Consider the following 21,819-nt stretch of genomic DNA (forward strand, 5'->3'; position numbering starts at 1 on the left):
GTTCGGGCACCGTCGACTTTCCGACGCCTATCGGCGTCCGAAACTCTAAACGGTTGCTGAATGGCAGGAATTTTTCGCGACCGAGGTCAAGCTGCCGTGCCGCTTTCGGGATCGCTCATGGCAGGTCGTGGGTGGATTGCGGAAGGGCGGCTAATTTGGATGCGTTCCCCGCAAACTCGCGCGGTTCAGATTGCAGTATTTCACGTCAAGCGCTCATTGAGAGCGGGCCAATATGCGCGTCGCACACCGACAACTCGGCGGGATGGAAATCGGTGTCTTTGCTTCAGCATGATTTGCCCTCTTCAGGGCGCATCAATATCCGGGCACTCGTTGGTTAATTCACATAGCCAAGTAGACAAGAGGCGCGCGGACTCGCTCTCCCGTGGTTCAGCGGCCATTCGCTTTTTCATATATGAGGCAAGGACCACTGCATTCTCTTGATTTCGACGAATCACTTCGGAGACGCCGCTCAAATCTTTGATCCGTAGATCGGCGATTAAAGCTCCCAGCAAGGCCCATTCCTCGGCATCGGGCTGCCGCGTTGCAAGCGATTCTATCCAGATGGGCGCAAAGTTGATGGCAGGGTCGTTCCTGGTCCGCGCCGGCTTGGCGAGCGCTTTGCGCAAGTCGGATGCGAGGTCGTCAATTGGACCCCGCCAATCTAGCCCTTCAAGAATATTGGTGTGCTCAGACATCACGCGCGATAGCGCTGCACCTTCTTGTGCAGGAAAGTCGGTCAGCACGTCGCGCACATTCATCATGCCTATATCTCTGAAATCACTCGATATGTATAGTGATTTACTGAAAGGTTCAGCCAAGATGGTCGTCATCGCGAATGCGCGGCGGAAAACAATGACCCGGTCTGCATCATATATCATCAAGCCTTCGCGCCGCACCGGCTCGGCAACAAAACTGTCCTTGAGCTGCTCGCGCGACAATCGCATCGGATCGATGCGCAATGAGATGTTGTCGAGGATGATATCAGGCTCCTGTTCGACAAAGTCGGCCTGGACGCACAAATCCCTCGCCAGGCGCGCTTTCCAGGCAATCACGAGAGCTGAACCGTTCTCAGATACCAAGCGGCCGAGTTCGCCGATATCGACGGTCTCCTTGCCTGCAAGGAGCCAATTCCTCGAATCAAAATCGGCAAGGCTATCCGGCTCTGCGAGCTCTTCTGAAGGCGCCGTGCATTTGCCTTTGCCTCGCAGACTGAAGCGTGTGAAAGTTCCGTTGGCCCATTTGATCGTGACGCTTTTGACGCCCGGAAGCCGCAAGATTGTAGAGCAATAGGCATCGCATATCTGGGCATGTCTCCAAGGGTCTTCGCTTGTCTCACTCGAGCGTTTTATCTGGTGGCCTTTCGACCAGAATCCGTAAAGCTGGACATGGCCCTTTAGCTCGATCCGACCATCTGGATTTATCGGTGTGACTTTCGCTTTGGCCAGAAGCTGCCGACTGATGGTCCGGCTCCTTTCGGCCAGGATCTCATTCCTACGCTGGTTATCGTAGATGCAGGCTGCGGGTAGAACGACGAGGCACAGCACCGCGCCAACAATCAGCGGCCATCTACTGGAGCGAATTGAGCCATTATACGCCACATTTCAGACATATAGCGGAACACAATGAAATGGAAGGCGGCAATCGTGAAACGGCTTGCTACGCTGTTGAAGACTCCCTTCACAAGCGCAGGCTTGGATGCCAGCTTGCAGTGAGACAAACGGCGATAACCGATCGTCCACTTCGGGGTCGATAGCCTAACAGCAGGTTCTGATTCATCGCGAGCAATAGCCGACATTATCCGCAGGCCGGCACACCTGCAAAGCACCGCTTTCCTACACGCCCCGGCCCTGTCATTCTCCCTGCATGACTCGCCCCCGCCGCCTGTTCCATCGCGCCGTGACCCGTTTGACGGCGCGCGTGTGCAAGGGGCTCTTTTCCCTCTCTGGACAGTGTCTCACGTGTCTCCAACAGCCGCGAAGCTGAACGGAGGCGCGGCGGTCAGGCTCCGTGCTCTCGCCCGAAGTCGGGCCGCCCGTCGTCCTGGCCCTGCTCGATCACCGCGCGGCGGATGGCGCGGGTGCGGGTGAAGAGGTCGAACAGCGCGTCGCCGTCGGCCGATCGGATCGCGCGCTGCATCGCGGTCAGGTCCTCGGTGAAGCGGCCGAGCATCTCGAGCACCGCGCCCTTGTTGCTGAGGAACACGTCGCGCCACATCACGGGGTCGGAGGCGGCGATGCGGGTGAAGTCGCGGAAGCCGCCCGCGGAGTACTTGATGACTTCGCTCTGGGTCACGTCCTCGAGATCGGAGGCGGTGCCGACGATGGTGTAGGCGATGAGGTGCGGGATGTGGCTGGTGACCGCGAGGACAAGGTCGTGGTGGGCGGGGTCCATCGTCTCGACCTTCGAGCCGAGCTGCGTCCAGAAGGTGGACAGGGCCTCGATGGCGGCAGGGTCGGCGCCCTCGGGCGGGGTGATGATGCACCAGCGCCCGGCAAAGAGCGTGGCGAAGCCTGCGTCCGGTCCGGACTGCTCGGTCCCGGCGACGGGGTGGGCGGGGATGACGGTGGCTCCGGGGAGCGCAGCGGCGAGCGCCTCGGCGACCGCGGCCTTGGAGGAGCCGACGTCGCTGACGATGGCGTGGGGCGCGAGGCCGGGGGAGATGGCGCGCGCGGCGTCGGCCATGGCGCCGACGGGGACGCAGAGGATCACGAGGTCGGCGCCTTGGGCGGCGGCCTCGGGGGTGTCGGCGATGGTGTCGGCAAGGCCCCGCTCGGCGGCACGCTGGCGCACGGCGGGGTCGCGGTCCCAGCCGGTGGTGGCGATGGCGAGGCCCCGCGCCTTGACCGCGAGCCCGATCGAGCCGCCCAGCAGGCCGAGGCCGATGATGGCGAGGCGGCGGATGGTCATGCCGCCACTCCGCACAGTGTGCGCAGGGTGGCGATGACGTCGGTGATGGCCTCGGTGGTGCCGATGGTGATGCGCAGCGCGTTCGGCAGGCCTTGGCTGGGCAGGTGGCGCACGGCGTATCCGGCCTCGGCCAGCGCCTCGAGGGCCTGCGCCGCGGTGACGACCCCCTCGAAGTGGACGAGGAGGAAGTTGGCTTCGCTGGGAGAGGCCCAGATGCCGTGGTTGCCCAATGCGGCGATGGCATCGGCGAGGCGCGCGCGTTCGCGGGCGTTGTGCTCGCGGGAGGCGGTGACGAAGGACTGGTCGGACAGGGCGGCCGCAGCGGCCTTTTGCCCGCTCACCGAGACGTTGAACGCGCCCCTGAGGCGGTTGACCAGATCGACGAGGTGGGCCGAGCCGGTGACCCAGCCGACCCGCTCGGAAGCGAGGCCGTAGGCCTTGGAGAAGGTGCGGCTGACCAGCACGTTCTCGTGGCGGGCGGCGAGAGCGAAGGCGGCGGACTGGAAGGCGGGATCGACGTACTCGCCGTAGGCCTCGTCCACCACCAGCAGCACGTCCGAGGGCAGGCCCGCATGGAGCCGGGCGACCTCGGGGGGCGGCAGGAAGGTGCCGACGGGGTTGTTGGGGTTGTCGAGCAGCACCACCTGCGTGCGCGAAGTGACTGCCGCGAGGAGCTTGTCGACGCTCGCGGCGTGCTCTTCGGGTTCGGCGAACACCGGGGTCGCCCCCACCTTCTGCGCCAGGAGCGGGTAGAGCGAGAAGGAGTAGCGGGACATCACCACCTCGTCCCCCGGCCCGGCGAGCGCCTGCACCGCGCAGTGCAGCAACTCGCCCGAGCCGGTGCCGCAGACGATCAGGTCGGGGTCGAGCCCGTGGACCGCGGCGATCGCCTCGCGCAGCGCGCGCGCGTCGGGATCAGGGTAGTCGGCCGCGACATGGCCCTGCGCCAACGCGGCCAGCGCGGCGGGACTGGAACCCAATGGGTTCTCGTTGGCCGACAGCTTGACCAGCGGCTTGCCGGTCGCCGACTTGGACTTGCCGGGGACATAGGCGTGGATCTGCGCGATCCAGGGTTTGGGCCAGGGTTTGGGCTCGCGTCTCGACATGGGAGCGCCGCGATAGCCAGTTTGGCTTGCCGAATACAGCGCGAAAACGCTGCGGCCCCCGCGGTGCCGATTGACACGAGCGGGGGGCTACCCCAAGTCCCACGGCCCATGAACGCCGCGCCGCCCGTCTCCCCGGTCTACAAGCTCCCTCACCCCCTGCCGCTCGACAGCGGACAGGTGCTCGAGGGCTGCGAGATTGCCTACGAGACCTACGGGACGCTCGCAGGCGACAAGGGCAATGCGGTGCTGGTCTGCCATGCGCTGACCGGCGACCAGTATCTGGCTAGCCCCCACCCGATCACCGGCAAGCCCGGCTGGTGGGAGCGGATGGTCGGCCCCGGAAAGCCGATCGACACGGACCGCCACTTCGTGATCTGCGCCAACGTCATCGGCTCCTGCATGGGATCGAGCGGCCCGGCGAGCCTCGCGCCCGACGGCGCACCTTACGCGATGCGCTTCCCCGTCATCACCATTCGCGACATGGTGCGCGGGCTGGTGGCCTTGCTCGACGGGCTCGGGATCGAGCGCTTGCACGCTGTCGTCGGTGGGTCGATGGGCGGGATGCAGGCGCTGAGCCTTGCCGCCAACTGGCCCGGGCGCGCCGCACGCGTGCTGGTGATCGCCTCGACCGCGCGCCACTCGGCGCAGAACATCGCCTTCCACGAGGTCGGGCGGCAGGCCATCATGGCCGATCCCGCGTGGAATGGGGGCGACTATTACGACGCCCTGTCCAAGCCCGACAACGGCCTCGCCGTGGCGCGGATGGCGGCGCATATCACCTATCTTTCGGAAGCGGGGCTGACCGAGAAATTCGGCCGCCGGTTGCAGGACCGCGAAGCCAAGGGCTTCAACTTCGATGCCGAGTTCCAGGTGGAAAGCTACCTGCGCTACCAGGGCACCGGCTTCACCCGCCGCTTCGACGCGAACAGCTACCTCTACATCACCCGCGCGATGGACTATTTCGACATCGCCGAAGAGCATGGCGGCAAGCTCGCTGACGCCTTTCGCGGCACCGAGGCGCGCTTCTGCATCGTCAGCTTCGATACGGACTGGCTCTACCCCACCGCCGAAAGCCGCCACGTGGTCCACGCGCTGAACGCGGCGGGGGCGAAAGTCAGCTTCGTCGAGCTTTCGGCGCCGCACGGGCACGACAGCTTCCTGCTCGAACACGACCAGCTCGACCGGGTGGTGAAGGGGTTTGTCGAATGACGCGCCCTTCAACCTCTCTCCGCCCCGATCTTGCCGCGATCGCCGCCCATGTCGCGCCCGGCAGCCGGGTGCTCGACATCGGCTGCGGGGACGGGGCGCTGATGGCGGAACTGGAGGCGACGAGCGGCTGCGATGCGCGGGGGATGGAACTGGACGGCGCGCTGGTGGAACGCTGCGTCGCGCGCGGCCTCAGCGTGGTGCAGGGCGATGCAAACCTCGACCTCGCCAATTACCCCGACAAGGCCTTCGACTACGCGATCCTCAGCCAGACGCTGCAGACTGCGACCCGGCCCGACCTGATGCTCGATGAGCTGCTGCGAGTGGGCCGCCGCGCCTTCGTGTCGTTCCCCAACTTCGCCCACTGGCGCACCCGCGCCGCGCTGCTGGTGGGCGGGCGGATGCCAGTCACCCGCGCGCTGCCGGTGAGCTGGTACGAGACCGAGAACATCCACCACGTCACGGTCGAGGATTTCCGCGACCTTGCGAAGATGAAGGGCGCTAAGGTCGAACGCGCGTGGTTCTTTTCGAACGAGAAACAGATCGGCGCGCCAGCGGCAAACTGGCGCGCCGAATTCGCGGTGTTTGAATTAAGTCGGTGATTTGCGGCCGCTCGCGTCAGCGAGCGCGCTAACTCAGCCCGCCCTATGCAGCATGCACAGCTTGTGGCCGTCGAGGTCGCGGACATAGCCGAGGTTAAGCGTCCCCATCGCGCCGGTGCGCGGGCCGGGGGCGTCTTCGATCGAGGTGCCGCCTGCGGCCACGGCCGCATCGTGGAAGGCCTGCACCTGCTCGAGGCTGTCGCACGCAAAGCCGATGGTCGAGCCGTTGGAGCAGGTCGCTGCCTCGTTGTTGATCGGCTCGCTGATCGAGAACATTCCGCCATTGTGCATCCAGAAGGCGCGCTTGTGCCCCGTGCTGGCGACATTGATCATCCCCGGCCCCGCGCCGAGCGTGGCGAGCACCTTGTCGTAGAATTCCTTGGCGGCGTCGAAATTGCTCGTGCCGAGCATGATGTGGCTGAACATGGGTGTGCCTCTCCTCTGGTAAGGTGGGTTGCGGATTAGGACGGATTGCGCAGGGCTGCAATGCGGTTTCCGGTAGCCTCCGGTTCATCTTGGAGGGCATAGACAAAATCATGCTCACCCCCCTCCTCGCCGCCGCGCTGGCCATCCAGACCGCGCCCGAAAGCCCGGTCCCCGCCACGCCCGAGGGCAATGAGGTGGTGACGATCGACCTCCTCCCGCTCGAACATGCTGCCGCCGCACGATGCGCGGTCGCCTTTGCCACCGTCAGCCGCTGGCAGAGGGAGGGCGATGCGCGGGGGGCGGGCTATCCCGACATTGCCGCAACCGGCGGGCGCGAGTTCTTCGTGCGGGTGATGGCCAAGATCATGGAGGACACCGGCCTCGGCCGCGAGGATGTCATCGCGCTGACCACCCGCGCGGCCGACGACAACGAGGCGGCCGGCGGCGCTGAGCGGGTCAAGGCGATCATGCCGGCCTGCGTGATGATGAAATCGGCCGCGGGATTGTAAGACAGCGGACATATCCCCCGCGGGCACGGCCTAGGATGCTGGATTCGCTGCGCCGGACAGGGCATGAAGCGGGGCACCATGTGGCTGCTTTACCAATTCCCCCTTTGCCCCTTCAGCCGCAAGATCCGGCTGCTGCTGAGCGAGAAGAACATCCCCTTCGAGCTGGTGCGCGAGGACCCCTGGGCGGCTTCCGACTACTTCTTCAACCTCAATCCTGCCGGCCGCACCCCGGTGATCGCCGACAAGGAGCGCGGCATCACCATCCCCGATAGCCGCGCAATCGCGGAATATTTCGAGGAGACGGTCGATCGCAATCCGATGATCAACGGCACCGCCGTCCAGCGCGCCGAAATCCGCAGGCTGGTCGCGCTGTTCGACGAGAATTTCTACGCCGACGTCACCGCCCCCCTGCTGTCGGAACGCATGAAGAAGCGCATTCTGCGCCAGCCTCCCGACAGCGGCGCGCTGCGCAACGCGATGAAGATGGCGCACGGGCATCTCGACTATCTCGACTGGCTGATCGACAACCGCCCGTGGGTTGCAGGTTCCACGATGAGCCTTGCCGATCTGGCGGCGGCAGCGCAGATCTCGGTCGCGGATTACCTCGGCGGGATCGACTGGGCGGGGCACGAGCAGACCCGCGGGTGGTACGCGGTGTTCAAGAGCCGCCCGAGCTTCCGTCCCCTCCTCACCGAACGGATGGACGTGATCAAGCCGCCCCCGCACTACGCGCTGCTGGACGGGTAAGTAACGAAAGCCACATCGCTTGCGTAATGCCACTCTCGGCCCGATATTGGCGCCAACGAGAGAGGTATCCCCATGACCGACGATCCCCGCACCATCACCGACGCCGAATGGCGCGAAAAGCTCACCCCGATGCAGTATCACATCCTGCGCGAGGCCGGGACCGAGCGCGCCTTCACCGGCGAATACGACAAGTTCTACGACGAGGGCGAATACCACTGCGCCGCCTGCGGCACCCAGCTGTTCTACTCGACCGCCAAGTACAATTCCGGCTGCGGCTGGCCCGCCTTCACCAAGCCCGCCGACGAGGAGGTGATCGAGGAGCACCGCGACACCTCCTACGGCATGATCCGCACCGAAGTGCGCTGCGGCAAGTGCGGCGGACATCTCGGCCATGTCTTCCCTGACGGTCCGCCCGAGCAAGGGGGGCTGCGCTATTGCATCAATTCGGCCGCGCTAATCTTCACGCCGCACAGCGCGTAAGGCTGGCGCCCTCGCGCATCGGGGAGGGCCGCGCAAACACGGGTTCATTCCCGGTTACAACTTGCCTATGCAGGGGGCCGCTTTGCGCGCCGTTTCCCGGCGGCGTGACATCAGGTGGGCCGAGGCATGTCGAGAAGGGGTGAAGAGTTGCAGAACAAGGGCGCGCGCGGCAAGCGCCGGGCGGCAGCGGAGCGTTCCGGTGCACCTGCTCCCCGTTCGAAGGGCCCCGGTTCCGGCGCGCCGCCCCCGCGCTGGCGGGTGTGGTTGAAGCGCCTGTTTGTCTGGGGCACCGCGCTGACCCTGCTGGCACTGCTGTTTCTGGGCTTCGCGGTCGGCTTTGCCGCCTCCTCGCTTCCCGATTACGCGACGCTGAAGGCGACCCAGCCCGGACAGACGATCCTTGTGCGCGCGCGCGACGGGCGCGAACTGGTCGAGATCGGACCGAGCTTCGGCGAATGGCTGACCTACGACGAAATCCCCGAGAACATGACCAACGCAATGGTCGCGGTGGAAGACAAGCGCTTCCGCTCGCACATCGGGGTCGATCCGGTGCGCCTGACCGGCGCGATGATCGAGGGGCTGACCGGCTCGCGCGAGCGGCTCGGGGGCACCTCCACGATCACCCAGCAGCTGGCGAGGAACCTGTTCCTCAACAACAACCGCTCATTGGACCGCAAGGCGCGCGAGGCGGTGCTGGCGATGGCGCTCGAATGGAAGTTTTCGAAAGAGCAGATCCTCGAGCTGTATCTCAACAAGGTCTATTTCGGCGGCGGGGCCTACGGGATCGATAGCGCGAGCCGCAAATTCTTCAGCCACCCCGCGACCGAATTGAACGTTGGCGAGGCGGCGATCATTGCCGGCCTGGTCAAGGCCCCCAGCTCCTATTCGCCCACAGCCGACGTGCAGGCCGCGGTCGACCGCGCCAAGGTGGTGCTCGGCCTGATGCGCGAGCAGGGCTACATCACCGCCGATCAGGCCCAGGTCGATGTCAGCGCGGTGCAGCTGAAGCAGGACGCCGGGCAGAACTCGGTGCGCTATTTCACCGATTGGGTGCTGCCGCAGCTCGATATCATCCTGCCCGAAACCTACGAGCCGATCGAGGTGTGGACCACGCTCGACATCGGCATGCAACGCGCCGCGACCACCGCGATCGAGGCGAACACCCCCAAGGGCGCACAGGGCGCGCTGGTCAGCCTCGACCGCGACGGGGCGATCCTCGCGATGGTCGGCGGCACCGATTACGTCGCCAGCAACTACAACCGCGCCACCGCCGCGCTGCGCCAGCCGGGTTCGGCGTGGAAGCTGTTCGTCTATCTCGCCGCATTGGAAGCCGGCTACACCCCCGAGGACAAGGTGGTCGACACCCCCGTCACAATCGACGGGTGGAGCCCGCGCAACTCCAACGGCCGGAACGTGGGCGAGACCGATCTGCGCACCGCCTTTGCCTATTCGATCAACACCGTTGCCGCCCAGCTCGGCAACGAGGTCGGGTTCGGCACGGTCGCCTCGATGGCGCGGCGCTTCGGGGTCAATTCCAAGATCGACACCTTCCCCTCGATGGTGCTCGGCTCCTCGGAGATGCGGGTGATCGAAATGACGCAGGCCTTTGCGGGGGTCGCCGCCAAGGGCGTGCCGGTGGAGCCTTACGGCATCACCAAGGTCACAGGCGCCAGCGGCGAGGTGCTCTACAAGCGCGAAGCGCAGCGCCAGTCGCCCGCCCTGCCCGACCATGTGGTGAAGGGCATCACCGATCTGCTCCAGGCCGCGGTCCAGACCGGCACCGGCAAGGCCGCCGACATCGGCCGCCCGGTGGCGGGCAAGACCGGCACCACCTCGTCGAACAAGGACGGCTGGTTCATCGGCTTCTCGAGCGGCGTGACCACCGGTGTGTGGATGGGCCGCGACGATGCCAAGGCGGTCGCGGGGCTCCAGGGCGGGCGCGCTCCGGCGCAGGCCTTTGCCGCCTACATGCGCTTTGCCGTCAAGAACCGCCCGGTCGAGGAGTTCGACGTGACGCTGGAGCTGCCCGAATGGCAGCTCGAGCCCGATCAGGAAGCGCTGTTCGGCGAGCCCGACGATTATTACTACATCGACGAGCAGGGCAACATGGTCCAGCCCGGCACGCAGGCTCCCGAGGGCGGCGGCGAGCGCGATCCCGATGCGGCCCCGGCGGCGAGCCGCGATTTCCTCGAGGAGGCGACGGGCGGCAACCTGCCGCAGAACCAGCGCCCGCCGCGCCGTCCCGCGCCGCAGCCAGCCCCGCCGCCGCCCGACCAATAGGCGTCAGGACCCATGAAAAAAGGCGCCGGGATGTCCTCCCGGCGCCTTTTTCGTTGCAGCACCCGAAGGCGCGGCTGATCAGTTGAGGCGCACCGCGACGAAGGCGGGCGGGGCAGTGCGGCGCTGGACGCGCAGCAGGATCGCCTCGCGCTTCTCGGCCACCGCGGCGTTGACCTGCGCGAGCAGCGCTTCGACCGTCGCGGTCGGCTGGTAGTTGGCCGACAGGATGATGTCCCCGCGGCGCAGGCCCTTGCGCGCGGCATCCCCGTTCGGATCGACCACGGCGATGACCACGCCCTTCAGATCAGCCGGCACGCCGAGCGAGCGGGCGATGGCGGCGCTCATCGGCATCACCTGCATGCCGAGCTTCTGCTCGATGGTCTGGTCCGAGGTGCCCGGCGCCATCGGCTCTTCGGCTTCGGGATCGAAGGTCTGGGCCTGGGCTTGCAGCTCCTGTTCGCTCGGGCGCTTGCCGAGGGTGACGTTGATCGCCACTCGCTTGCCTTCGCGCAGCACCTCGACCGGCACGGTGGTGCCCGGCTGGAGATTGGCGACGAGGAAGGACACGGTCTGTTCGGAGGTTACGTCCTTGCCATTGACCTTGGTCAGCACGTCGCCCGACCGCAGGCCCGCCTTGGCAGCAGGGCCGGTCTCCTCGACCGTCTGAACCAGCTCGCCGCGCCGCTTGGGCAGGCCGAGCGAAGCGGCGACATCCTCGTCGATGGGCTGCAGGCGCACGCCGAGATAGCCGCGCTGGATTTCCTGGCCCGAGCGCAGCTTCTCGACGATCGGGGCGGCGGTTTCGGCGGGGATCGCGAAGCCGATCCCGACGCTGCCGCCCGAGGGCGAGAAGATCGCGTTGTTGATGCCGATCACGTTGCCGCGCATGTCGAACAGCGGACCGCCCGAATTGCCGCGGTTGATGCTCGCATCGGTCTGGAGATAGCGGTCATAGGCGCCGCCCTGGCCGGTGTTGCGGTATACCGCCGAGATGATCCCCGCGGTCACCGTGCCGCCGAGGCCGAAGGGGTTGCCGATCGCGACCACCCAGTCGCCAACGCGAGTGGCCGAGGAATCGCCGAAGCGCACGAAGGGGAAGGTCTTGTCCGAACGGATCTTGAGCACCGCGAGGTCGGACGCGGCATCCGCGCCGATCACGTCGGCTTCGTATTCGGTGCCGTCCGACAGGGTGATGGTGATCGATTCGAGCTTCGCGCGGGTATCGGGAGGGCTGATGACATGATTGTTGGTGACCACGATCCCGTCAGCCGAGATGATGAAGCCCGAGCCCAGCGACTGGGCTTCCTGCGTCTGCGGCTGGGCCTGCCCGCCGCCCTGACGCCGGTTGAACAGCTCGGCAAAGGGCGTGCCGGCGAAGGGGTTGTTCTGCACCTCGACGCGCTGGCGGGTGGCGATGTTGACCACGGCTGGCTGGAGCTGTGCGGTGAGATCGGCGAAACTCGCCGGGGCGCCGGCGACCGGCACCACGCGGTTCATCACTGCATCGTCGTTCTGCGCGACCTGCGCGCCCAGCGGCGAGCCGGTGATCAGCGAAATCGCAGCGCCGCCCACCAGCAGCGCGCTCGACAGTCCGTATACATAGCGCACTTTGTTCACGTCCTCTTGGTCCTTATCCTTGCCGGAATGCGCAGAGGGCCTGCGCCGTTCCTGAAACCCCGTGCGGGAGGCCGCCCCGTCGCTGTGCGGCGGCCCCAAATGCGCCTCCGGGGGCTTAACGCCGGTTGAACATTCCCGCGCGCCCATCGCCGCGTGTCGGCGCTTGGTCGAATGCCGGGATTGTCGAAAGATCAGCGCTCCCCCTTGAACTGGCGGAAATACTCGCTGTCGTCCGAAAGCACCATGGTGCTTTGCCCTTCGCCGGTCAGGAAGGTCGAACGGTAGCTCTGCATGGCGCGATAGAAGTCGTAGAACTTCGGGTCTTTTCCATAAGCATCGGCGTAGATCTTGGCGGCCTGCGCGCTGGCTTCGGCCTGGATGATCTGCGCATCGCGCTGGCCGGCGGCACGGATCGTGGCGGCCTGTTCCTGGCGGTCGGTCTCCATCCGGGTGAAGGCGGCATCGAGCGGGCTGCCTTCCGGAAGGTCGGCGGCCTTGATCCGCACGTCGAGCACCTGCGCGCCGTAATTGCGCGCCTGTGTGTCGAGCGTCCTGGTGATGTTGGCCATCGCCGTCCCGCGCTCGGCATTGATCAGCGCGGAGAACGGGATGCGCCCAAGCTCCTGGCGCAGCACCGAGGTGAGGATCGGCAGCAGCTGCGCCTCCAACTGGCGCTCGGTCCCGGCCTTTTCGACCAGCTTGACCGGATCGATGATGCGGTAGCGCGCATAGGCATCGACCTGGAGGCGCTGCTGGTCCTTGGACAGCACCTGAGTGCGCTCCATGTCGATATCGAGCACGCGGCGGTCGATCATCCGCACTTCCTCGATGAAGGGAATGCGCGGCGCGAGGCCCGCCCCGGTCGAACCGTAGGGCACGTCGGGTCGGAACTGGTTGATGACGCGCACGGGGTTGCCGGTGCGGATCACCACCGCCTGATGGGTTTCGGGGACGATCACCACGCTGGCGATCATCGCCACCACCAGCACGATGGCGGCGATGACGAGGTTGCGGGGGTTTTGCAGCACGCTGTTCATGACCTTACTGCCCCTGCGCCTGTGCGGGCGGTGCCGCCTGGGCCCGGCGCTTCAGCTCGGGAAGCGGCAGGTAGGGCGTGACGTTGCCGGATTCGACGATCGTCTTGTCGGTCTTGGACAGGATCTGCTCCATGGTCTCGTAATAGAGGCGGCGGCGCGTCACTTCGGGCGCGAGCTTGTATTCCTCGTAAATGTCGTTGAATTCGCTCGCATCGCCCTGCGCCCGGGCGAGCACTTGCTGGGCCACGGCGCGGGCGCGGTTGATGTTGGCATCGGCGTCCTGCTGGGCGCTGGAGACGTCCTTGAAGGCTTCCTCCACCCGGCTCGGCGGATCGACCTTGTTGATTTCGATCCCCTGCACGGAAATGCCCGAGCGATAGGCATCGAGCCGCGCCTGCATCGCGGTGCGCACGTCCTGCTCGATCTCCGCGCGGCCTGCGCCGGTCAGCACGGAATCGAGGTCCTGCCGCGCCACCGCCGCGCGCATCGCCGCCTCGCCGATCTCAAGCAGCGCGTCGCGCGGGTCGCTGAGCTGATACTTGAAGAGCGTGAGGTCGGAGATGTTCCAGCGGATCAGGTAGGACAGGTCGACCAGGTTCTGGTCGCCGGTCAGGATCAGCTTCTCGGTCTTGGTGCCGGGCACTTCCTCGAGGCGCACCTGCGTCACGTTTTCCTTTTCGACCAGCTGGATCGGCCAGGGCGCGGTGAGCTTCATGCCGGAATCGAGCGTGCCTGCATACTTGCCGCCGAGCCAGGTCACGATCGCCTGCTCGCCCGGCTGGATGAAGTGGAAGCTCGTCACCCCCACCCAGATCAGCGCGACCCCGCCGATGATCACAGGAACCCAGCTCTTGCCGTCAGGGCGTTCGGGAAAGCGGAAACCGCCGCCGCCCTGACCGCCGCCGCCGCCCGAACGGCGCGGGCCTTCGGGGCCGCGGCTCTTGAAAATGTCCTCGATGCTGGCCGAGCGCCGCTTGCCGGGTTCGCCGCCGCCGGGCAGCCACGGGTTACGCGGACCCGGGCTGTCGCCGCTGCCGCCGCCTTCGCCCTCGTTGCCGGACGTCCCGTCCTCGCCCGAACCGCCTCCACCGCCCCAGGGGTTCTTGCCGGCCATGGCAAGGCCCTTAAGCCCGGCGCCAAGGCGTTCTCTCCAGCCGTCCATTCTCTGCATGAGCTGTTTATAGGCACGGGTTCCGGCGAAAAACAGGGGTTCGCTGCGTGATTTTGGTGTTAGAGGCGACGCGTAATGAGCAACCCTGACGTTCCACCCCGCCAGCCGCATGCCGAAGAGGCGCTGATCCGCGCTGCGCTCACCCCCGAAATCAACCACCGCCTGCGTTCCGCGCGGATCGTTTCGGGCCGCGCGGTGATCGTCGCCGAGGCGGGCGATCTGCCTGACGCGGGGCGCGCCGCGCTCGAAGCCGAGATCACCGCCGCGCTCTCCGCGCTCCCCGAAATCGCCGAGGTGCGCATCGCGCTCACCGGCGAGCGCCGCCGCCGCCGGCTGATCGCGGTGGGGAGCGGCAAGGGCGGGGTCGGCAAGTCGACGCTCACCACCAACCTCGCGGTGGCACTGGCGAAGATGGGCCGCCGCGTGGGCGTGATCGATGGCGACATCTACGGCCCCTCCCAGCCCAAGCTGCTCAAGACGGAAGGCCAGAAGCCCGCCGCCACCGCGGACGGGTCGCAGCTGGTCGCGATCGACAGCCCCTATGGCGTCAAGGTGCTCTCGATGGGCCACATCGTCGCGCCGGGCAAGGCGCTGGCATGGCGCGGGCCGATGACCGGCAAGGCGCTCTCGCAGCTGGTCGAGGCCGATTGGGGCGAGACCGATCTGCTGCTGGTCGACCTGCCGCCGGGGACGGGCGACGTGCAGCTCTCGATGCTCTCCGCGCACAAGCCCGATGGTGCGGTGCTGGTCTCGACCCCGCAGGACCTGGCGCTGATCGACGCTGCGCGCGCCGGGCAATTGTTCGAACAGGGCGAGGTGCCGATCATCGGGCTGGTCGAGAACATGGCGGGCTATGCCTGCCCGCATTGCGGCGAGGTGAGCGATCCCTTCGGGCAGGGCGGCGTGGAGCGCTTCGCCGCCGCGCTCGAGATCCCGTTCCTTGGCCGCGTCCCGCTTACGCTGGCGACGCGCATCGCGGGCGACAGGGGCGAGCCCCCCGCGGCGGGCGATGACGAGACCGCAGAGCCCTTCCGCGCGATTGCAGAAAAGCTCGGCCGCTGGCTCGATACGGGGAATCTCTAGGGACATGCAGGTCTCGCGGCGCGGATTGCTGGCGGGCGCGGCAGCGGGCGGCGGGCTGGTCGTCGCCTGGTGGCTGATTCCGCGCACCTACCGCACCCCGCTGGTGGCGGCGCGGGGCGAACATGTGTTCGGCGCCTGGCTCAAGATCGCGGCCGACGGGGTGGTGACAGTCGCCGTCCCGCAGCTCGAGATGGGGCAGGGGATCACGACCCTTCTGCCGCAGATCGTCGCCTATGAACTGGGTGCGGACTGGCGGCAGATCGCGGTCGAGCCCGCGCCGGTCTCGGGGGTCTATGCCAATGTCCCGCTGGCACGCGAGTGGGTGGCGCTGTGGGACTCGAGCTTTTCCGGGCTCTCCCCCGCCTCCGACGATCTGCTGGCGACTCGTTTCGCCCAATCGCACCGCTTCAACGCGACTGCGGGCGGCACCTCGCTCGCCGCCTACGAGCAGCCCTGCCGCGAGGCTGCGGCCGCCGCGCGCGCGATGCTGGCGCAGGCCGCCGCGGCGCGCTGGGGGGTGTCGTGGGAGGAATGCGAGGTTGAAAACGGCCTCGTCACGCAAGGCGCCAACCGCGCAAGCTTCGGCGAACTGGCCGAGGATGCGGCCGGCTACACCGCGCCCGATCCCCCGCCGCTGCGCCCCGAGCCGCCGCGCGAAAAGCCGCTTCCCGCCGATGTCGACGGCGCGCCCGCTTTCCCGCGCATCGACCTGCCCTCCAAGGTCGACGGCTCGCACCGCTTTGCCGGTGACGTGCGCCTGCCGGGCATGGTGTTCGCCTCGATCCGCCACGGGCCGGTGGACGGCTCGGAGCTCGAAAGCTTCGACGCCAAGGCCGCGGGCGGCATCAAGGGCCTCGCCGGAATTGTCGAGAGCAAGCGCTGGATCGCGGTCGCTGCCGACACCTGGTGGAGCGCCGAGGCGGCATTGACCGCGATGAAGCCCCGCTTCCGCACCGCGGCGCCGGTTAACAGCGCCGACATCGCCGCACGGCTCGACACCCTGCTGACCGTGGGCGGGGCGCAGACAATCGCTGAAACCGGCTCCGGCGGCGGCGGCCTGCAACGCGTCGACATCGGGCGACGCTACGAGGTCGAGCCCGCCTATGCCGCCCCGATCGAGACCGCGACTGCCACTGCGCGCTTCGATGACGGTCGGCTGGACCTGTGGATTGCCACGCAGGCCCCCGAACAGGCCCGCGTCGCGGCCGCGCGCGCGATCGGCATCGCCACCGAAAAGGTCGCGCTCTATCCCACCCCCGCCGGCGGAAGTTTCGACGCGCGGCTCGAGCATGACCATGCGATCGAGATCGCGCTGATCGCCAAGGCGCTCGGCCGTCCGGTGCAGCTGGTCTGGCCGCGCCGCGACGAGTTGATCCGCGCCCGCCCTCGCGCGCCGTACTGGATGCTGCTCGGCGCCCAGCTTGCCAAGGGCGGCCCCGCGGGGCCCGGCGGTGCGATCGAGGCGCTGCGGGTGCGGGTCGCGACCCCGCCTTCCGCGCGCGAGTTCGGCCAGCGCCTCTTCGCCAATCGCACCAGCATGGCCGCGATCCGCGAGACGGCTGGCGAAGCCGATCCGCTTGCTGTGCAAGGGGCGGTGCCGCCCTACAAGATCCCCGCCGTGCTGGTGGAGCACATTCCTGCCGAGATCGGCCTTCCCGTGGGCCGGGTGCGCGGCAATGCCTGGGGGCCGACGATCTTCGCAATCGAGAGCTTCATCGACGAGATCGCCGCCAAGTCGAAGCGCGAGCCGCTCTCGTTCCGCATGGCGATGCTCGGCGGCGACGTGCGCCTCGCCGCCTGTCTCCAGCGCGCGGCGCAGCTGGCGGAGTGGGACGGGGGCGTCGACCAGTCGGGCCAGGGCCTCGCCTGTGCGCGGCTCGGCGAGGGGCCCGATGCCCCGCGCATCGCCTGCGTCGCCACCGCGCGGCAGGGGGAAGGGGGCGTGCGCGTGGTGCGCCTGTCGGCGGCGGTCGACATCGGCCGGATCATCAACCACGACATTGCCCGCCAGCAGATCGAGGGCGGGCTGGTGTTCGGCATCGGCATCGCGCTCGGCAATGCGGTGCGGCTGCGCGGCGGGCTGCCCGAAGCGGCGGGCGACACCGCGCTCGGCCTGCCCACCCTCGCCGATTGCCCCGAGATGCGGGTGCAGTTCATGCCCAGTGACGCTGCCCCTGCCGATCCGGGCGAGCTTGGCGCGGTGGTCGCGCCGCCCGCCATCGCCAATGCGCTTTTTTCGGCCACAGGCTTGCGTCTGCGCCGCCTCCCCCTCCTATCGGACGGCATATGATCCCGACATTCGTGCAACAAATTGCAGGCACATTGGCTGCCCTGCGGAAACGAAACGCCTGCCGACCGTTGGGCGGCATATGACCTGGCAGACCCAGCGCCTTCCGGGCGACCATCCACCTGCAAAAAGCGGCCGCATCGGCGTGCTGCTGATCAATCTCGGCACGCCCGACGGGCCCGATCCGGAGTCGGTCAAGCGCTACCTCAAGCAGTTTCTCTCGGACACGCGGGTGGTCGAAATTCCGCCGATCGCCTGGCAGCTGATCCTGCGCGGGATCATCCTCAACACCCGCCCCCAGAAGAGCGCCAAGGCCTATCAGAAGATCTGGACCGAGCGCGGCTCGCCCTTGGCCGACATCACCGCGCGGCAGGCCGAGGCGATGGTGGGGCGCTTCGGCGAACAGGTGCAGGTCGATTGGGCGATGCGTTACGGCAACCCCTCGATCGAAAGCCGCCTCACCGCGCTGATGGCGGACGGCTGCGACCGCATTCTCCTCGCGCCTATGTATCCGCAATATTGTGCCGCGACGACCGCGACGGTGTTCGACGAGATCGCGCGAGTTCTCAAGAAGATGCGCTGGCAGCCGACGCTACGCTTCGTGCCGCCCTATCACGACGATCCCAACTACCTCACCGCGCTGGCCGAGGATCTGACCCGGCAGGTGCGCGCGCTGACCTTCACGCCCGAGGTCATGCTGCTGAGCTTCCACGGCATGCCGCAGCAGACGCTCGAGAAGGGCGATCCCTATTACTGCCACTGCATGAAGACCGCGCGGCTACTGCGCGAGATGCTCGAACAGCGGCCCGAATTCGCAGGCGTCCGCTTCGAGACCACCTTCCAGTCGCGCTTCGGCCCGGCGGCGTGGCTCGAACCCTCGACCGATGCGACCCTGATCGCGGAAGGCGGCAAGGGCACCAAACGGCTGGTGGTCGCCGCCCCCGGCTTCGCGGCGGACTGCGTCGAGACGCTCGAGGAACTGGCGATCGAGGGCCGCGAGGAATTCTGCGAGGCCGGCGGCGAGGATTACGCCGTGCTCGATTGCCTCAACACCTCGGACCACGGCCTCGCGATGATCGAGGCGATGCTGCGCCGCGAGCTGGGCGGATGGATTTGACGCGGGAAACTTGCGCGAAACTTTCACTGGGGTAAGTTGCGAATCCGAACGCGATAACCGGAGCATCTGGAAAGACATGGCCACCCTTGCCGAAGCCCCGCAGGATAGCGAAACCACCGGCGGCAGCGCCCCTGCCGGTGCCCCGCGCCACTGGGGCGAGGGCCGCCTGACCGAGGCCGACCTCGCGCATATTCCGGGCGAATCGGGCTGGCCGGTGGTCGGCAACACCTTCACCATGCTCGCCGACCCCCACGCCTTTGCCGCGCGGATGATCAAGACCCACGGCAAGGTCTACAAGAACCGCGCCTTCGGCGGCTGGCAGATCGCGCTGATCGGCGCGGAGGCGAACGAGCTGCTGCTATTCAACAAGGACAAGATTTTCTCGAGCGAACAAGGCTGGGGCCCGATCCTCGACCAGCTGTTCCCGCGCGGGCTGATGCTGATCGATTTCGAGCACCACCGGATTGATCGCCGCGCGCTCTCGATCGCCTTCAAGCCCGAGCCGATGCGGCATTATTCGGGCGCGCTCAATCGCGGGATCGCGCGCGAGGTGGCCGGTTGGGCCGGGCCGATGACCTTCTATCCCGCGATCAAGAAGCTCACCCTCGACCTCGCCGCCGACAGCTTCATCGGCCTGCCCTGGGGCCCGGAAGCCGACAAGATCAACGAAGCCTTCGTCGACATGGTCCAGGCCTCGGTCGCGCCGGTGCGCCGTCCGCTGCCCTTCACCAAGATGAAGAAGGGCGTCGATGGCCGCGCCTTCCTCGTCGACTATTTCACCAGGGAAACCCTGCGCCGCCGCGCCGAGGGCGGGGGGCAGGACATGTTCAGCCAGTTCGCCACCGCCACCCGCGAGGACGGGAGCCTGCTGCCGGTCGACGAGGTGGTCGATCACATGAATTTCCTGATGATGGCGGCGCACGACACCATCACCTCCTCGGCGACCTCGCTGATCTACCATCTGGCGACCAACCCCGAGTGGCAGGAAAAGCTGCGCGAGGAGATCTTCGCGGTGACCGGCGGCCCCGATGGCGACGGCAATCCCCGCCCGCTCGATTACGACGATCTCGGCAAGCTCGAGCTGACCGAGATGGCCTTCAAGGAATCGCTGCGGATGATCCCGCCGGTGCCCTCGATGCCGCGCCGCGCGCTGCGCGAATTCGAATATGGCGGCTACCGCATCCCGGCGGGCGCGATGGTGGGGATCAACATCCACTGGACCCACCATTCGGAGGAATATTGGGAGAACCCCCATGCCTTCGATCCGATGCGTTTCACCCCCGATAAGGTGAAGGCGCGGCACAAATATGCCTGGGTGCCCTTCGGCGGCGGCGCGCACATGTGCCTTGGGCTCCACTTCGCCTATATGCAGGTCAAGATCCTGATGGCGCAGCTGCTCCAGCGCTACCGCATCGAGGCGGCCGAGGGCTACGCGCCCGCATGGCAGGACTGGCCGATCCCGCAGCCCAAGGACGGGCTGAAGGTCACCTTCACCCCGCTCTAACCCTCGTCATTGCGAGGAGCCTCGTAGAGGCGACGAAGCAACCCATGGCCTGACGTCTCACCAGCCGCGAGGTCAGGCGATGGATTGCTTCGCCCTCGGCTCGCAACGACGAAGTGCTCAGAAATCGACCGCGATCCCGTCCTTCTCCCAGTCGCCATAGCGGGTGGGGGAGAGCTTCTCGTCGTTCTCCACCGGCTTGGGCGCGGGCACCGGATCGTTGGTCCAGTGGGCGGGTTTTTTGAAACTCTTGGCGGCTTCGGACTTTTCCTTGGTCATGCCGCTCCAAATGCGCGTGCTGGCGCTTTGTTTCAAGCGGGGGTAGGGGCGGGCCGATGGCTCTTCCCCCCGGACTTCCCGTGCGCCGCGCCGCGTTGCGTCTGCTCGATGCCGTGCTGCGGCGCGGCGAGACGCTCGAGCAGGCGGAAGGCACCGCGCTCGGCGATGTGCGCAAGGCGCCCGACCGCGCGCTCGCCCGCGCCATTGCGGGGGAGACGCTGCGGTGGTTGACCGATCTTGATGCACTGATCGACTCGGCGACGAAGCAGCGCCTGCCCGACGATGCCAAGGCGCGGATGGTGCTGCGGCTGATGCTCGCCCAGACCCTGCGGCTGGAGACCCCGCCGCACGCGGTGATCGCGACCGGCCTCGCGCTGCTCGACGGCGGGCCGCGCAGGCTGGCGCACGGGGTGTTCTCGGCCTTGGACAAGCAGGGTGCCAAGCTCCCCGAGATGCCGACCCTGCCCGAGCGTGTGGTCGCCCGCTGGGGCACCGAGAAGGCCGCCGCGATCGCCCACGGCCTCGCCTTCCCGCCCGAACTCGATCTTGCCCTGCGTGACCCCGCCGAGACCCAGACCCGCGCCGTGCAGATGGGCGGCGTCAGCCTCGCGCCCGGCCACATCCGCCTGCCGCGGGGCGCGGCGGTGGAGAGCCTGGCCGACTTCAAGGAGGGCGCGTGGTGGGTGCAGGACCTCGCCGCCTCGCTGCCTGCACGGCTGTTAGGGACCGGCGAGGGCCGCTCGGCGCTCGATCTGTGCGCCGCGCCCGGTGGCAAGACGATGCAACTGGCCGCGGCCGGGTGGAAGGTCACCGCGCTCGACATGAGCAAGCGGCGGCTCGACCTCCTCAAGGACAACCTCAAGCGCACCGGATTGAAGGCTAGCCCCGTGCGCGCCGACGCGTTGACATGGGAGCCCAAGCACCGCTTCGACGCGATCCTGATCGACGCGCCCTGCACCGCGACCGGCACCTGCCGCCGCCACCCCGACGTGCTCCACCGCATCGGCAAGGGGCAGGTCGCCGAGATGGTGGAGCTGCAACGCGCCCTCGCGGCCAAGGCGGCGGAGTGGCTGAACCCTGGCGGGGTGCTGGTCTATGCGGTGTGCTCGCTTGAGGCTGAAGAGGGCGAGCAGCAGGCCGCATGGATCGACGCGGAGCTGGGCCTGACGCCAGCGCCGATCACGGCGGAGGAACTGCCCGCGGGACTTGCGCCCACCCCCGAGGGCTGGCTGCGCACCCATCCGGGGATGCTGGCCGAGCAAGGCGGGCTCGACGGGTTTTTCGTGGGGCGGTGGACCAGACCCTAGGCCGTCCGAGACATCGCGGTGGTCTCGGCCCGCCATCGGACGGGCCGCGAGCGCACGCGCGCGAGCCGCAGCTGCTCCGTAGCGAAGCGGAGGAAACAGCAGCGAGGACGTGCCCGCGGAGGCGGGCACGCAAACAAGGAAAGCCAAGCCCCGTGTC

At 67.3% G+C, this 21,819-nt stretch carries 19 protein-coding genes; 11 read left to right on the plus strand and 8 right to left on the minus strand.

Annotation, left to right across the window (positions count from 1 at the left end; genetic code table 11):
- Positions 1 to 302: 302 nt before the first annotated feature.
- The 3 genes from AX708_RS17590 to hisC all read right to left on the minus strand — a co-directional run bounded on the left by AX708_RS17590 (position 303) and on the right by hisC (position 4,013).
- Positions 303 to 1,544 carry a hypothetical protein gene (locus tag AX708_RS17590; RefSeq protein WP_066527053.1) on the minus strand — a complete coding sequence of 414 codons (1,242 nt, stop codon included), beginning with the start codon at positions 1,542 to 1,544 and terminating at the stop codon, positions 303 to 305.
- A 454-nt stretch (positions 1,545 to 1,998) separates the two neighbouring features.
- The gene (locus tag AX708_RS17595) at positions 1,999 to 2,907 is read right to left on the minus strand and encodes a prephenate/arogenate dehydrogenase family protein (RefSeq protein WP_066527055.1); all 909 of its coding nucleotides are present in this window, start codon (positions 2,905 to 2,907) and stop codon (positions 1,999 to 2,001) included.
- Positions 2,904 to 4,013, minus strand: coding sequence for a histidinol-phosphate transaminase (gene hisC, locus AX708_RS17600; protein ID WP_066527056.1), 1,110 nt, complete (start codon positions 4,011 to 4,013; stop codon positions 2,904 to 2,906). The genes AX708_RS17595 and hisC overlap by 4 nt, the downstream gene beginning before the upstream one ends.
- A 108-nt stretch (positions 4,014 to 4,121) precedes the next feature.
- Between hisC and AX708_RS17605 the strand changes: the two genes are divergently transcribed.
- Complete coding sequence (locus tag AX708_RS17605) at positions 4,122 to 5,222, plus strand: homoserine O-acetyltransferase (RefSeq protein WP_066527058.1); 1,101 nt, start codon at positions 4,122 to 4,124, stop codon at positions 5,220 to 5,222.
- Complete coding sequence (gene metW / locus AX708_RS17610; RefSeq protein ID WP_066527060.1) at positions 5,219 to 5,821, plus strand: methionine biosynthesis protein MetW; 603 nt, start codon at positions 5,219 to 5,221, stop codon at positions 5,819 to 5,821. Before AX708_RS17605 ends, metW begins: the two co-directional genes overlap by 4 nt.
- A gap of 33 nt (positions 5,822 to 5,854) precedes the next feature.
- On the opposite strand, the gene AX708_RS17615 is transcribed toward metW, so the two are convergent.
- Positions 5,855 to 6,247, minus strand: a complete 393-nt coding sequence (locus AX708_RS17615; RefSeq protein WP_066527062.1) for a VOC family protein — start codon at positions 6,245 to 6,247, stop codon at positions 5,855 to 5,857.
- Between the two features lie 110 nt (positions 6,248 to 6,357).
- On the opposite strand from AX708_RS17615, the gene AX708_RS17620 reads away from it, so the two are divergent.
- The 4 genes from AX708_RS17620 to AX708_RS17635 all read left to right on the plus strand — a co-directional run bounded on the left by AX708_RS17620 (position 6,358) and on the right by AX708_RS17635 (position 10,263).
- Positions 6,358 to 6,756 (plus strand): hypothetical protein, encoded by a 399-nt coding sequence (locus AX708_RS17620; RefSeq protein ID WP_066527063.1) that lies wholly within the window; start codon positions 6,358 to 6,360, stop codon positions 6,754 to 6,756.
- 78 nt (positions 6,757 to 6,834) lie between these two features.
- Entirely contained in the window at positions 6,835 to 7,503 is a 669-nt protein-coding gene (locus AX708_RS17625) for a glutathione S-transferase family protein (protein ID WP_066527094.1), read from the plus strand.
- 72 nt (positions 7,504 to 7,575) lie between these two features.
- Positions 7,576 to 7,983, plus strand: coding sequence for a peptide-methionine (R)-S-oxide reductase MsrB (gene msrB, locus AX708_RS17630; protein ID WP_066527065.1), 408 nt, complete (start codon positions 7,576 to 7,578; stop codon positions 7,981 to 7,983).
- Between the two features lie 126 nt (positions 7,984 to 8,109).
- Positions 8,110 to 10,263 carry a transglycosylase domain-containing protein gene (locus tag AX708_RS17635; RefSeq protein WP_066527068.1) on the plus strand — a complete coding sequence of 718 codons (2,154 nt, stop codon included), beginning with the start codon at positions 8,110 to 8,112 and terminating at the stop codon, positions 10,261 to 10,263.
- Positions 10,264 to 10,341: 78 nt separating this feature from the next.
- Here the strand turns inward: AX708_RS17635 and AX708_RS17640 are convergent, their stop codons facing one another.
- The 3 genes from AX708_RS17640 to hflK form a co-directional block, all read right to left on the minus strand.
- Positions 10,342 to 11,880 (minus strand): Do family serine endopeptidase, encoded by a 1,539-nt coding sequence (locus AX708_RS17640; RefSeq protein ID WP_082745464.1) that lies wholly within the window; start codon positions 11,878 to 11,880, stop codon positions 10,342 to 10,344.
- 191 nt (positions 11,881 to 12,071) lie between these two features.
- On the minus strand, positions 12,072 to 12,917 hold the full coding sequence (hflC, locus tag AX708_RS17645) for a protease modulator HflC (protein WP_066527072.1): 846 nt from the start codon (positions 12,915 to 12,917) through the stop codon (positions 12,072 to 12,074).
- A 4-nt stretch (positions 12,918 to 12,921) separates the two neighbouring features.
- Positions 12,922 to 14,088 carry a protease modulator HflK gene (hflK, locus tag AX708_RS17650; RefSeq protein WP_233999673.1) on the minus strand — a complete coding sequence of 389 codons (1,167 nt, stop codon included), beginning with the start codon at positions 14,086 to 14,088 and terminating at the stop codon, positions 12,922 to 12,924.
- 75 nt (positions 14,089 to 14,163) lie between these two features.
- On the opposite strand from hflK, the gene AX708_RS17655 reads away from it, so the two are divergent.
- From AX708_RS17655 to AX708_RS17670, 4 genes are all read left to right on the plus strand, one after another.
- Positions 14,164 to 15,171 (plus strand): Mrp/NBP35 family ATP-binding protein, encoded by a 1,008-nt coding sequence (locus tag AX708_RS17655; RefSeq protein WP_066527074.1) that lies wholly within the window; start codon positions 14,164 to 14,166, stop codon positions 15,169 to 15,171.
- 4 nt (positions 15,172 to 15,175) lie between these two features.
- Positions 15,176 to 17,461 carry a xanthine dehydrogenase family protein molybdopterin-binding subunit gene (locus tag AX708_RS17660; protein ID WP_066527076.1) on the plus strand — a complete coding sequence of 762 codons (2,286 nt, stop codon included), beginning with the start codon at positions 15,176 to 15,178 and terminating at the stop codon, positions 17,459 to 17,461.
- 79 nt (positions 17,462 to 17,540) lie between these two features.
- Positions 17,541 to 18,575, plus strand: a complete 1,035-nt coding sequence (gene hemH / locus AX708_RS17665; protein ID WP_066527085.1) for a ferrochelatase — start codon at positions 17,541 to 17,543, stop codon at positions 18,573 to 18,575.
- Positions 18,576 to 18,651: 76 nt separating this feature from the next.
- The gene (locus AX708_RS17670; RefSeq protein WP_066527088.1) at positions 18,652 to 20,079 is read left to right on the plus strand and encodes a cytochrome P450; all 1,428 of its coding nucleotides are present in this window, start codon (positions 18,652 to 18,654) and stop codon (positions 20,077 to 20,079) included.
- Positions 20,080 to 20,196: 117 nt separating this feature from the next.
- On the opposite strand, the gene AX708_RS20115 is transcribed toward AX708_RS17670, so the two are convergent.
- Positions 20,197 to 20,355, minus strand: coding sequence for a DUF1674 domain-containing protein (locus tag AX708_RS20115; RefSeq protein ID WP_082745466.1), 159 nt, complete (start codon positions 20,353 to 20,355; stop codon positions 20,197 to 20,199).
- Positions 20,356 to 20,411: 56 nt separating this feature from the next.
- On the opposite strand from AX708_RS20115, the gene AX708_RS17675 reads away from it, so the two are divergent.
- Positions 20,412 to 21,662, plus strand: coding sequence for an RsmB/NOP family class I SAM-dependent RNA methyltransferase (locus AX708_RS17675; protein ID WP_066527089.1), 1,251 nt, complete (start codon positions 20,412 to 20,414; stop codon positions 21,660 to 21,662).
- Positions 21,663 to 21,819 lie beyond the last annotated feature (157 nt).

It is taken from the genome of Erythrobacter sp. CCH5-A1, from assembly GCF_001557115.1.
Lineage (GTDB): Bacteria > Pseudomonadota > Alphaproteobacteria > Sphingomonadales > Sphingomonadaceae > Erythrobacter.